The 12914-nt window shown below is 39.8% G+C and carries 11 protein-coding genes; 5 read left to right on the forward strand and 6 right to left on the reverse strand.

Translation table 11 applies throughout. The features are described 5' to 3' along the window. Positions 1-402: 402 nt before the first annotated feature. Genes lsrF through FS608_RS29365 form a run of 5 tightly spaced genes read right to left on the reverse strand, consistent with a single transcriptional unit; the run spans position 403 to position 5889 of the window. Positions 403-1281, reverse strand: coding sequence for a 3-hydroxy-5-phosphonooxypentane-2,4-dione thiolase (lsrF, locus tag FS608_RS29345; protein ID WP_144556072.1), 879 nt, complete (start codon positions 1279-1281; stop codon positions 403-405). Between the two features lie 38 nt (positions 1282-1319). Then, positions 1320-2393, reverse strand: a complete 1074-nt coding sequence (gene lsrB / locus FS608_RS29350) for an autoinducer 2 ABC transporter substrate-binding protein LsrB (RefSeq protein WP_395947844.1) — start codon at positions 2391-2393, stop codon at positions 1320-1322. 14 nt (positions 2394-2407) lie between these two features. Next, on the reverse strand, positions 2408-3406 hold the full coding sequence (locus FS608_RS29355; RefSeq protein WP_144556073.1) for an ABC transporter permease: 999 nt from the start codon (positions 3404-3406) through the stop codon (positions 2408-2410). Positions 3407-3425: 19 nt separating this feature from the next. After that, positions 3426-4409: an ABC transporter permease gene (locus FS608_RS29360; protein ID WP_144556074.1), complete on the reverse strand. Its 984-nt coding sequence runs from the start codon at positions 4407-4409 to the stop codon at positions 3426-3428. Further along, positions 4402-5889 carry a sugar ABC transporter ATP-binding protein gene (locus tag FS608_RS29365; RefSeq protein ID WP_222127431.1) on the reverse strand — a complete coding sequence of 496 codons (1488 nt, stop codon included), beginning with the start codon at positions 5887-5889 and terminating at the stop codon, positions 4402-4404. Before FS608_RS29365 ends, FS608_RS29360 begins: the two co-directional genes overlap by 8 nt. Before the next feature lie 355 nt (positions 5890-6244). Between FS608_RS29365 and FS608_RS29370 the strand changes: the two genes are divergently transcribed. The 3 genes from FS608_RS29370 to FS608_RS29380 are packed head-to-tail and all read left to right on the forward strand — an operon-like array spanning position 6245 to position 9157. Beyond that, on the forward strand, positions 6245-7165 hold the full coding sequence (locus FS608_RS29370) for a sugar-binding transcriptional regulator (protein ID WP_144556076.1): 921 nt from the start codon (positions 6245-6247) through the stop codon (positions 7163-7165). A 52-nt stretch (positions 7166-7217) separates the two neighbouring features. Then, a complete protein-coding gene (lsrK, locus tag FS608_RS29375) occupies positions 7218-8777 on the forward strand; it encodes an autoinducer-2 kinase (RefSeq protein WP_144556077.1) in 1560 nt (519 codons plus the stop codon). Positions 8778-8800: 23 nt separating this feature from the next. Further along, a complete protein-coding gene (locus FS608_RS29380; protein WP_144556078.1) occupies positions 8801-9157 on the forward strand; it encodes a cupin domain-containing protein in 357 nt (118 codons plus the stop codon). A 319-nt stretch (positions 9158-9476) separates the two neighbouring features. On the opposite strand, the gene FS608_RS29385 is transcribed toward FS608_RS29380, so the two are convergent. Beyond that, on the reverse strand, positions 9477-10199 hold the full coding sequence (locus FS608_RS29385; protein WP_313958753.1) for a DNA-binding response regulator: 723 nt from the start codon (positions 10197-10199) through the stop codon (positions 9477-9479). A 352-nt stretch (positions 10200-10551) separates the two neighbouring features. Between FS608_RS29385 and FS608_RS29390 the strand changes: the two genes are divergently transcribed. Continuing rightward, the gene (locus FS608_RS29390) at positions 10552-11670 is read left to right on the forward strand and encodes an oxygenase MpaB family protein (RefSeq protein ID WP_144556079.1); all 1119 of its coding nucleotides are present in this window, start codon (positions 10552-10554) and stop codon (positions 11668-11670) included. Positions 11671-11877: 207 nt separating this feature from the next. Further along, on the forward strand, positions 11878-12672 hold the full coding sequence (locus FS608_RS29395; RefSeq protein ID WP_144556080.1) for an SDR family NAD(P)-dependent oxidoreductase: 795 nt from the start codon (positions 11878-11880) through the stop codon (positions 12670-12672). Positions 12673-12914: the final 242 nt, after the last annotated feature.

Consider the following 12914-nt stretch of genomic DNA (forward strand, 5'->3'; position numbering starts at 1 on the left):
CGTCGCTGATAACATTGTTGACAAAAGGAATTAATTTGACCCCTTTTTCTTTTTACACAATTATACGGACTTAATCCTATTCTTAATGAAATTTTCTAGATAGGTGGAATTTTTCCGCCTAATTAATTGATTGAGTGCTTAACATGATCCCCCAACCGATAAGAGCAGATCCTTTTGCACAGATGCGGGCATCAACATCTTTTTTTCAACTCATTGCTAAAAAGATAAAAACACATTTGAAATAAGAATAACCTTTTACAAAATCTCAATTTTCACCAAAGAAGAAGGCACTTCTGGCACACACCAAACCGCGAGAACCGTCCCCATGGTCCCTGTACTTATCATTTAAAACGTAAAAGCTCCTACTGTATGTAGAAGCTTTACTGTACAAAATAATGGAACTTAGTTTGTGAGATGTTGGTAATACTCAAAAGCCTCTATGTCAGTAAACCCTTCATGAACAACCTTAATGACCGCTTGAATCATTTCTTCGGGGTATTCAGATTGGAATATATTCCTTCCCATGTCCACACCAGCTGCTCCACCTTGGATAGAGTTGTAGGCCAGTGTAAGGGCATCTTTTTCTGGCAATTTCTTACCTCCTGCCACGACTAATGGGACTGGGCAAGCTGCGGCAACTTTTTCAAAATCTTCACAGTAATACGTTTTAACAATTTGTGCACCAAATTCAGCCAGCATTCTTGTCGCTAACAAGAAGAAGTTAGTAGTGCGTGCCATTTCTTTACCAACCGCTACAACACCTAATGTTGGAATGGAGTATTTTGAGCCAAGGTTAACAGCTCGGTTCAACTCTTCGATGGTTTCCTTTTGCCCATCACTTCCAATGAATGTTTGAATCGCGATCGCACTTGCATTCATCTTAATCGCATCTTCCATATCCACCACCATGGATTCATGACTTAGGTCATCTTGGAGAACGCTTGAACCAGAGGAAGCTCGTAAGGCAATCGCTTTATTAAAGGTCGGCGGGACACTGCTTCGAATAGCCCCTCTAGTCCCCATTAAGCAATCGGCATAATTTGCTAATCTAGGAATAAGCAAATCTAATCTCTCTAGCCCTGACGTAGGTCCCATGAAATAACCATGATCAAACGCTAACATGACCGTTTTACCAGTGACCGGGTTAAAGATTCTCGATAACCGATCCTTCATTCCCCAATCATAATTGTTTGCACCTTTTACATGGTAATTCCCATTATTGGCGAACGGTATACTCTCAGAATAGTCCTTTGCATTTTTGTTGCCATCTGTATCAGCCATTTCTCCCACTCCTTTATAACAAGTACTCTATTTAACGATTAAAAATCGTAGTTTTTCGTATTGTCTTTCGTAAATACAATCCGTTCAGGCAACACAATAATGCCTGAATCATCGGCAGTATAATCATAGCCTTGGATGGTGTTCGGCTCTACTTTAACGGAACCCATATCAGGAACCTCCAAAGAGTCTCCAACTTTTAGTTCCTTTCCTTGTGCTAACCAATAAGCGACGTATACGGCAAGGGCACCTTGATCTTTTACATCCCATAAACCATGGTTGTTAATAGTGCCGTTTTCAATGAATTGTCTCATTGAATTTGGAGAAGCAAAGCCTGTTATAATGACATCATCCGCTTTTAATCCTTTATTTTCAGCCGCTTGTGCCATAGCCGGAAGAGCGGTTGAGTCTGGGCAAATAACCGCATCAATATCAGGATAAGAATTTAAAATACTTTCTCCCACTTGTAATGATTTTTGTTCATTTGCATCACCAAATTGAGTCGTAACCAATTCCCATTTTGGATATTTTTCTTTAATATATTGGTTTGCGGCTTTAACCCATGAGTTTTGGTCCGGAACTGTCGGGCTGGAATAGAACCAGGCAATTTTCTTAGCCTCATCAGGTTTATCCATTTGCTGGGCAGCCATGTCAACAAGCATTTTTCCTAGAATATCTGGTGTACCCTGGTCCACATAAACAGAACGATATTTAGGATCCACATCTGAGTCCCATGTGACAACTTTAACGCCGGCATCCAACGCCTTTTTCAATGCTTGATTCAAACCGTCAGAAGAGACGGAAGAAATGGCAATCGCATCAGCACCGCTATTGACAGCACTATTAATAATCTGTACTTGATTAGCTACCGTTCCCTCAGGAGCACCATCGTACTTCACTTTAAAACCAACCTTCTTGGCCATTTCTTGTGCCCCATCGTTTCCAGACTCAAAGAAGGCATTCCCTGTCATTTTTGGAATGAAAACCACCTGAATATCTTTAGGATCTTTCTTTTTACCCCCATCTCCGTCACCGGATGAATTTTCATTGGATCCGCAGGCAGCTAATAATAAAGTAAGACTCGCCAAAATACTTACTATTTTAATAGACTTTATTTTTCTCACTGTACCTAACCCCCAATATGTTGTTTTTGTCTTAAGATCCTTTTCATGTTCAATCTGAACTCTGGATTTATGCCCAAGAATGCGACAGATACGATAAGAAGAACACCAGTAGCTAATCCTATATACTGGGTGGAGACCCCTGCCATTTGTAATCCTATCTGCATAAATCCTAATATAATGCTAGCTAACGCTGTCCCTACAACACCCCCTTTACCTCCTGTGATTAATGTCCCTCCTAACACAACAACAGTTAGAATGGGCATTAGATACTCAGCACCATAATCAGCTCTCGCACTGCCTAAATAGGAAGTTAATACAACCCCTGCCACACCGGCACTTAACCCTGACAAGACGTATGAACTTGCAATAATTCTTTTAGTATTAATTCCCGAGTAATCAGCCGCGTTTTGGTTAATTCCTGTCAAGTATATATATCTGCCATACCTTGTGCGGTGCAGGAGAATATAAGCGATGAGAATCATGATAATAAAAAGAAGCACAGCATGAGGGATTCCCATGACCTCTCCATTGGCAATGTTGCTAAAATCTTCAGGGAAGCCCGAGATCCCTTCATAGGTACTTACACCAGACAATCCCACCAGCACAATGGCTATCCCGCTATATAAAAGCATGCCGCCAAGGGTGATGACCATCGCTTGAACTCTTCCATAAGCAATCAGAACGCCATTAAGAAGGCCGCACAACCCGCCAATTAAAATGGCACAAAGGATGGAGGCCCAGATATTGACCCCAACCACTTGCGACAAAAGACCTGTGACGACCGAGGTTAATCCAATAATCGAAACGCCTGAAATGTCTATTCCTCCTGTAATAACGACCAGTGTGACAAAAAAGCCAATAATGGCAATCGCAATAAAATCGTTAAAGCTATTTAACAAGATCGTGATATTCCAAAATCTTGGATTAATCATCCCAAAAGCAATGATTTCAGCAATGATTAAGACGAATAAAGTAAGGTTCCATTTCGGGATTTTATTTAACATGTCATTTCTACACCTCCTTTTACAGAACCCTTGCATTTAATCTTAGTTTCTTTGCCTTTTTATTCGCATGAAACGCAAACAAGGCATCAATCACTACAATAATGATCAATAGCGAACCCGAAATCGTATCATTCCAAAAGGCCGGAACTTTCATATAAACCAGAGCAGAGTTGATGGACGTTAAAATAATCGCTCCCAACGCTGCCCCAACAACCGTTCCAATCCCGCCTATCAATGACACTCCCCCAAGAACACAAGCTGCGATCACCGTCAACTCTATTCCTGCTCCAGCATTGGTAGAGACAAAGCCAATTTGACTAACAAAGATTAATCCAGCTAAAGAAGCACAGATACCAGAAATGACAAAGGAATAGACAATATATCTATTCACAGGAATTCCTAAGGAAATGGCTCCTTCTCTGTTATCACCAATAGCGTTGTAATATCTTCCTTTACTGCTCCTAGTTAGATATAACTGAACGAATATAATCCCTACAATAACGATGAAGGATAATAAATTAATTCCAAAGATGTCAATTTTCGAAAGCTCTTTAAAGTTTGCAGGTATATTTTCTACCCATTTTCCGTCCGTATAAATAACTTGGACCACTCTCGTAATGGAAAGGATCGCTAACGTCATAATAAACGAAGAAATTTTTAACTTGATCACGCCAAATCCATTAATGAGTCCAATGATAGCCCCAATAAGTATGGCAGTGATTACAGCTAGAAGGATATTTCCTCCATCACGAAGAATCGTTCCACAAACAGCAGCACTTAACCCCAGTGTTCCGCCTATTGAAATATCTAAATTCCCGGTTAACAGGACAAAGGTCATCCCAACGGCAAGAACCATATAAAGCAAGCTGCTTTTCAAAGATTTATCGATATTTTGTAAAGAAAAATAGTCAGAGTTGATAAAACCTACCACAACAAATAGAAGGACTAAAAATAGGAAAGTTCTAAATTCGCGTTGTTTAAATATTTTTCCAACCCTAGGCATGTGTCTGATCACTTCCTTTAAAGGTTCCAAAAGCCGCCTTCATCACATTGACCGCATTGATTTGGTCCACGTTTAGACAAACATCGCAGGTCCCCTGATAGACAGCATAGATGCGGTCGCTAATTCTTTCGATTTCTTCTAAATCAGAGGAAATGAGAAGAATGGAAAATCCCTGGTTTTTCAATTCTGTCAGGATGGAATAGATATCCCCCCTTGCCGCCGCATCAATTCCCCTTGTAGGTTCATCCATGATGATTAATTTAGGGTTCATGGATAACGCCCTGGCAATCACAGCCTTCTGTTGATTTCCGCCTGAAAGTGATTTGATTTCATCCTCCTGGGAATTTATCTTGATCCTTAATCTCTTAATATATTTATCGGCCACTTGTTCTTCTAACTTTTTCTTGGTAAAAAAACCGTGCCGTTTAATCAGTTGAGAGGTGATATTATTTCTCACAGAAGTGATTGAAAAAATACCATTTAAAAATCGATCTTCCGGTATATAAGCCAACCCGCTGTCTACCGTTTCATTAATGGATAACGTTGTAATGTCCTTTCCATCAAGATAGACTTTTCCGCTCGCAATCGGATGAATGCCGTAAATCGCTTCCGCAATCTCTGTTCTTCCGGCACCGACAAGCCCGGCCAGACCGACAACCTCTCCCTTATAAACTTCAAAACTAATATTCTTAAATCCATCGCCAACGATGTTTTCAACTTTAAGGATTGGTTCTTCTCCCTCATGAGCAGCCCCTCGTTTTTCAAAACGACCTTCGTAATGATTTTCATTTCCCACCGGAAGCAGCCCTTGAATCAACATGTCTTTCGTGAACTCCTCTATTTTCCCTTTAAGCGTTACTCTTCCGTCCCGTAAGATGACGGCATGGGTGGAAATCTGAAAGACTTCATCAAGACGGTGAGTAATATAGAAGATTCCAACCCCAGCATTTTTCAGCTGATTAATCACTTTGAATAATGACTCTGTTTCTGAAAACGTTAAGGTAGAGGTAGGCTCATCCAGAATTAATACTTTTGACTTTCTTAAAAGTCCCTTTATGATCTCAAGCTGTTGCTGTTCTGCGATACTCAATGTAACAGCTAACCGATTCAGATCAAGGTTCCAGCCTAATTCTTTAATGAGCTTTGCCGCTTCTTCTCTCACTTCATTTTTATTTTTACTAAATCCAATCGTAAGGTTTTGTTCAACCGTCATATTCGGGAATAGCAAGGGTTCCTGCGGCACTAAATAAATGCCTCTTTCATGTGCGGATGAAGGATTTAGATGATCTGCCTTTTCACCAGCAATCTCAATAACCCCTTCATCGGCCTTATAGATCCCTGTAAGGATTTTCATTAAGGTACTCTTCCCTGCTCCGTTACCGCCGATAATAGCAATCACTTCTGACTCATTAAGTTCTAATGAAACCTCCTCCAAAACGAGGTTTCGGTTAAAGGCCTTCCGGATATTCTCCAATCTCACTAAGTTCCTCGGCGCCTTCATCATCATCCCCTACCTTAGTACCTTTTTGTAATCGCTTACTATTAAACGTATTACAGATTTATACATTTTATTAACGATTAAACATATTATTAGCTAGTAAACCTTCTATATATCTCTGATGTTGGCAAATTTTAAAATAAGCCAAAACACCTAATGAATGATTCCCCTGTAGATTATATGAACTAGGCATAATATTCATTACATGCTTATTACAATATAGAAGGGTGCTTGAATGATAACTGCTGTTACTTTTGTTTTAACGTACAGCAAAAGTATCACAATTGTTCTAACATAAAACTTTTGTTTCAAAAATAAACTGTAGAGAGTGAAGAACATGTCATATGAAAATAGCCTGATCATTAAAATCGCATGGAAATATTACATTGAAGGAATGACGCAAAATGAGATCGCAGAGTCTTTAAATCTATCTAGAATGAAAGTGATTAAATACCTAGATATCGCGAAGGCCAATAACATTATCCAATTTAAAATTAACCTGGAAAAATTGGTTAACATTGAATTGCAGAATCAATTCAAGCAGCAATATCAATTACAAGATATTTATATTGTCCCTGCCTCTAACGAAAATCCGTTAAATAGTCTCACAAAGGCCGCCGCCCACTATATTGAAGACCGAATTAACAGCGACACCATGATTAATGTTGGGTATGGGCAAGCCGTTTCAGGAACCTTGGGACATTTAAATATCTCCACAAAGTATAAAGTCACCTTGGTCTCGTTATCAGGAGGTGTAAAATTCTACATTCCAACAGCGATCGATTCGTCATCCGATTATTACACCAATCAGAATCACAACCATTACATTATGCCGGCCCCATTATTAGTATCTTCAGAACACCTCGCCAAACAATTGATTAATGAAAGACCAATCAAGAAAATCTTTGAAATGATCCCTTACTCTACGATCACCATTATTGGCATTGGAGCAGTAAACGAACGGGCCACACTTGTGAAAGAAGGATATTTGAGCACGCATGAAATGGAAATCTATAAATCTTTGGGGGCTGCAGGAGATTTATTAAGCCAATTTTATGATCGAAATGGCCAGGTTCTAGATCTTCCCTTGCATAAGCAACTGGTTAGTACCGATATTCATTTATTAAAATCACTTAACCATGTGATTGCTGTTGCTGGAGGAGTTGAAAAAAGAGAGGCTATTATCGGCGCCCTAAAAGGGGGCTATATCGATGTATTAATTACAGATGAAGTGGTTGCCAAAAGTCTAATCGAATGAAATGCTCCTGATCATGAATCCCTAATAATGATAGAAAGGAAGATTGGATCGCATGGAAAAGTACTTAATGGCGATTGATGCCGGAACCGGCAGTGTCAGAGTCATTTTATTTAACACACTTGGCCATGAACAATTTGTTACACAATCAGAATGGACCCATCATGAAGATAAACGGTATCCAGGCTCCATGGACTTTGAAATCGAGAAAAATATAGACATTATCATCAGTCTAATAAAGGAAATCTTAGCAAGGAGTAAAGTTACCCCTGAAAACATTGTGGCTATTTCAACCACAAGTATGCGTGAAGCCATTGTCCTATACGATGAAAATGGAAAGGAATTATGGGCCTGTGCCAACGTGGATTCAAGATCAAACGATGAAGTGGCTCACCTTTGTAAAATAAGTGACACAATCGAAGCGGACATTCATTATATCTCTGGACAGACCTTTTCATTAGGAGCAATTCCGAGAATCCTATGGGTAAAAAATAATATCCCTGAAACCTATAACAAGGTTAGATACGTTACGATGCTAAACGACTGGATTACATATCGCATGACCGATGTGATCTCTGTTGAACCTTCTAATGGCTGCACCACTGGTCTTTTTGATAGTAAGAAAAGAGTTTGGGATCCTAGCATTGCTGAGAAGGTAAATCTTCGAAGTGATATTTTTCCGATTGTAAATGAAAGCGGCTCCATAATCAGCCATGTTACTAAGGAGTTTTCAGCACTTACTGGATTAAGCACTCAAACAATTGTTGTGGCAGGAGGCGGCGACGCTCAATTAGGCTGCATTGGCATGGGGGTCATCAACGAAGGAGATGCAGCTGTCTTAGGAGGGAGCTTTTGGCAATATGAATATACAACTAACCAGGTAGAAATCAATGATGATTGCAAAGTAAGAGTGAATTGCCATGCCATCCCAAATACCTGGCAATATGAAGCCATCGCCTTCTTTCCCGGATTAATCATGAGATGGTTCAGGGATACGTTTTGTGAGCTTGAAGCCTTTCTTCAGAAGGAAAGCGGGGAAAGCATTTATGCACAAATGGAGAAAAGAGCACAACAAGTACCGGCAGGCTGCAATGGAATGATTTGCACATTTTCCGATAAAATGAACTACTTTTCATGGAAACATGCGGCACCAAGTTTCATAGATTTTAAATTTGATAGCTCCTTTAATAAAGCAACGTTTTACAGAGCCATTATGGAAAATGCCGCTTTTGTCACAAAGGGCAATATTGAAATCATTTCCAAAATAACAAACAAATCACCGGAATCGATTGTTTTTGGAGGCGGGGCTTCAAAAAGTGACTTATGGTGTCAAATTGTTGCGGACGTTCTGAATATAAAAGTGAAAGTTCCAGTTGTAAAGGAATCAACAGCTCTAGGTGCGGCCATTTGTGCTGGTGTAGGAGCAGGCGTTTATGAAAGCTTTAATGAAGCTATTACTCAAGTGGTTAAATTCGAAAAAACCTTCGAACCAAACGTTTCGAATCACTTCATTTATGAAGAGTTATATAAAAAGTGGGAGGCTGTGTACAAGGTACAACTAAATCTAGCAGATCAAGGATACACAAACCATATGTGGATTGCCCCAGGGCTATAAAACATCTAAAGGAGTGAAACATAATGACTGTTATTAACGAGAATGAACGAGAATACCGATTTGGTGACAGCGGTCCTAAGTACCTGCAAAAAGGACCCCGAATGAACTTTGGTGTCGTTGTTCTGCAGCCAGGACAGGATTTTACTGCACATTATCATAACTTTATGGAAGAAAACTTCTTTATATTAGAGGGCGAACTAGAAATTCATATTGACGAGGAGATTTTCCAATGTAAACAAGGAGATTTTATTCATGTGGAGCCAAAAAAGGTCCACTATTTAATTAATAAGGGAGATACCATCATTAAAGCAGCCTTTATGCTGGCACCCTACCAAGAAAATGATAAGGTGGAGGTCGAATACAGTCCATACGGTAATTAAGAACAGTGCCTGATACTCCCCAAATAATGCGGGGGGTGTCAGGCACTCAAAAACCCGTCCCGTGATGGTTTTCATCTCACTTCCATTTAAATAAGAAGTCTATTGTCCTTAATTAAGTAATCAGCGGAAGTGAAATAAGCGGAGATTTTCCGGCTAATTGCAGAATAGAGCTCGTTTCGGGGATAATAAGGGGAGGTTTTCCGGCTATGCAATTCAAAATTCCCCATTTTCACTTTTTTCGGGTAAATAGGCGGAATTTCTCCTTCTATTTAAGCTATTCTTAATGATAATTTCTAAATAAGCGGAATTTTTCCGCTTATTATCTGATCGGGTGCTTAACCTGATCCCCCAACTGATAAGTGCGGATCCTCTTGACCCCGGATGCGGGAATCAACATCTTTTTGTCGACTAGTTGAGAAAATACCTTCCTTACCGTCTTGTCACTTAGCTTCAAATACGCTTCGACTTCTTTAGGGGATATGGCTTCTCCTTTTCGAATCGCTAACCGGAGCACTTCCTTTTCGACAAAGGACAGAGATGTCTGATCCAGTTCATCCCCCAGCCATCGGCCAATCACTTGCTGAACAATCTGTTGACATCGACGAGGATTCTCTTTAACTTGGTCATAAGAAAAGCGGATCACGGTCCATCCGTCAATCACCAACTGGTTTTGACGTTCAAGGTTGTCGGAAAATTGCCATCTGCTTATGTTCTTTAGGTGAGGGCCATACCCGTCGACTTCAAGGCAAATCCGGATGGCGGGACGAATATAGGCAAAATCCAAATACCTTTTGCCATCCTTGAAATCATCAACTTCATACTCAGGATGAAGATACCGAAAATGGTAAAATAAAGGCCACCACACTTGTTTCAAAAACAATCTTTCAGCCTGATTATGACCTTCTTGTAAGCGTCGCAGCCTTTCACCGGTTCGTACCTGTAAGTGCGCATTAAAAAACGCCTGGTATTCTTCTTCAAATCCCATAGCATCCATCTCCTCATCATCTTTTACAGCACCCTTTTTATACAATTGCCAATCCATCATTTAAACAAAAATTTAGTGGACAAACCTTAATTAGTTGGGAACCCGGTCTTTCCCTCAATTTCTTCTACTATCAAACTATGCCATTATTGATTGGAATTTCGGACAGATGAATTTTAAGAGGTAACATGTTGCGGATAAACAGTAGATATTCGTAGACCAAATAGGGGTTAATAAATACTAAATTTCTGCAAAAAAGTTGAAAATCCTTCAAAGAAAAAAATTTTTACCATTCTTCGACATATATCGAGGGGTGTCAGGCACTTTTCATATTAGTATTCTAATAGGAATATATATGTAAAATGTTTCAAGTCTTGTAATCTACCAAGGGTTAGTATCGAGGGGGAAATGAATGCTATATACAGACGAGTTTTTGGAAAAGTTACGGATGGAAGGCGACCCAGTTCTGGACCGAATAATCGAAGAATTGTTCAAGAACAGTCAGGTTGGCTCCGTAAACAATTTGTTGAAGCAATTGATGCACAATGACCAGGAGTATCAGGAAGAACTGCCTGATACCATTGAATTTTGGCTGAAGAATACCTCCACCTGCCCAGAAGGCGTGGATTGGGCCAGAATAAGAAACGCAACTGATTTATTTCAGGAGCATGGGATTGCCATCACCTTCTTATTATCAACATCCTCACTTGTGAATTGTTACGCAGCACGGAAAGGTGTGAAGGTCCTAACATTCAGTTACCGTTTAGGCCAAAATGCGTACCGCAGGATAGCAGAAACAGGGCAATTTGTACTTCATATCATGGCGCCAGGCGGACTGAAATCCGGAGGACAAGGAATCAAAGCCATTCAAAAAGTCCGTTTAATGCATTCAGCCATTCGGTATTTGGTTCAAAAGACCGGCAGATGGGACGAAAAAGAAAATGGCATCCCGATTTGTCAGGAGGATCTGCTTGGTACTCTATTAACCTTTTCCAAAGTCACCATAGATGGTCTTCGCCAATTAGGTATGAAAGTAACAGAGAAACAAGCGGAAGATTACTTCTACTTTTGGAAAATCGTCGGAATCATGATGGGAGTTCGAGAAGATATTATCCCAGAAACAATGGAAGAGTCGAAGCAGTTGGAGAAAATGATTAAAAAAAGACACCATGGACCATCACCTGAAGGGATCCAGATGACTCGTGCTCTACTTGAATTTCACGCAGGGCTCATTCCCGGTGAGATGTTTGACAACATGATCCCTGCTCTAATTCGAGAAACCGTAGGGGACGAAATAGCAGACTGGATGGAAGTTCCACACTCCAATTGGCAAACACTTATGAAATTCAAAGAGCTAATGGGCTTTTTTCTTGATTCAGATTATACAGGCTTCTTTGGAAGTATGGTCAATCGATTTGGGTTAGCCTTAATTAAGCGTCAGTCACTAGCGATGACAGATTATGAGTATACTCCATTTCTCATACCAACTGAACTGCGGAAGGTTTGGGGGATTGAGGAAAAAAGGGTGTAACTATGAAACAATACTGGGATTATGCGTAAATTACATAATCCCCTATTTGCATTCAGGGAAGTCCCTTTAATCGAACTTCCATTTAAAGACTTCACTTATTTTTTTTATTTTTAGAGAAAAAGTTAAAAGCAATTTACATTAATTAAATGTAAAAGAATTTGCATGTTTAATAGGTTAATTTTTCTTAACAATATATGGGGGAATTGTATGAAAGTATTCAATAAAGTTATTGTCGTAACAGGTGCTGGAGGCGGGATTGGGAGAGAACTCGTTCGCCAGCTTTTAGAAAAAGGAGCTAAAGTCGCAGCCATCATCCACAAATCCGGGCTGGAGGAAATAAAATCATTAGCAACAGTCTATGGAAACGACAAGATTTCAACACACATAGCTAATCTAGCTAATAGAGATGATGTGGAAAAGCTTCCAGAGGAGATCATTGCCGTACATGGATGCATAGATGGAATTATTAATAATGCAGGAATTATTCAACAGTTTCATAGCGTGAATGACCTTGATTATGAACAAATTCAAAGAGTGATGGATGTCAACTTTTACGGTACGCTCTATATGTGCAAATCGTTCTTACCGCACCTTTTAAATCGGCCAGAAGCTTACATAACCAATGTATCAAGCATGGGGGGATTTCTTCCAGTACCGCTTCAATCGGTTTACGCAGCTTCCAAAGCGGCCGTTAAAATGTTAACCGAAGGACTTCATTTAGAGCTTAGAGATACCAATGTAGGCGTCACTATCGTCTTTCCAGGTGGAGTCGACACGAACATCGTCAAAAATGCTAGAATTGAATTAGATGGTGCCGGTAACCATTCATATAAGATGCTCAGCCCAAATGAAGCTGCTGCAATCATTATTAAAGGAATGGAAAATAAAAAATACCGAGTATTAGCCGGAAATGATGCAAAAATAATGGACTTTTTATATCGTTTAAATCCGAAAAAAGCAACAGACATCATTGCTAAAAAGATAAAAACACATTTGAAATAAGAATAACCTTTTACAAAATCTCCGGATTAAACAAATGATATCGTAGCTGCCCTTTTGGCAGCTTTTGTTTTTAATTCAAGCTTAACCCTTAAAAAAGCGACAAACCTTGGAGTGTCACACACCAAAATTATGCATACAAAAAAAGACAACCTGAAAAGGTTGTCTTTGATGTGCCTGGCAACGTCCTACTCTCACAGGGACGCGTGTCCCAACTACCATCGGCGCTGAGAAGCTTAACTTCC

The sequence above is a fragment of the Bacillus sp. X1(2014) genome, from assembly GCF_007678255.1.

Coding starts and splice junctions, on each gene's coding strand:
- lsrF (WP_144556072.1), bottom strand. CDS start 1,281: ATGGCTGATACAGATGGCAACAAAAATGCAAAGGACTATTCTGAGAGT.
- FS608_RS29355 (WP_144556073.1), bottom strand. CDS start 3,406: ATGTTAAATAAAATCCCGAAATGGAACCTTACTTTATTCGTCTTAATC.
- FS608_RS29360 (WP_144556074.1), bottom strand. CDS start 4,409: ATGCCTAGGGTTGGAAAAATATTTAAACAACGCGAATTTAGAACTTTC.
- FS608_RS29370 (WP_144556076.1), top strand. CDS start 6,245: ATGTCATATGAAAATAGCCTGATCATTAAAATCGCATGGAAATATTAC.
- lsrK (WP_144556077.1), top strand. CDS start 7,218: ATGGAAAAGTACTTAATGGCGATTGATGCCGGAACCGGCAGTGTCAGA.
- FS608_RS29380 (WP_144556078.1), top strand. CDS start 8,801: ATGACTGTTATTAACGAGAATGAACGAGAATACCGATTTGGTGACAGC.
- FS608_RS29385 (WP_313958753.1), bottom strand. CDS start 10,199: ATGGATTGGCAATTGTATAAAAAGGGTGCTGTAAAAGATGATGAGGAG.
- FS608_RS29390 (WP_144556079.1), top strand. CDS start 10,552: ATGCTATATACAGACGAGTTTTTGGAAAAGTTACGGATGGAAGGCGAC.
- FS608_RS29395 (WP_144556080.1), top strand. CDS start 11,878: ATGAAAGTATTCAATAAAGTTATTGTCGTAACAGGTGCTGGAGGCGGG.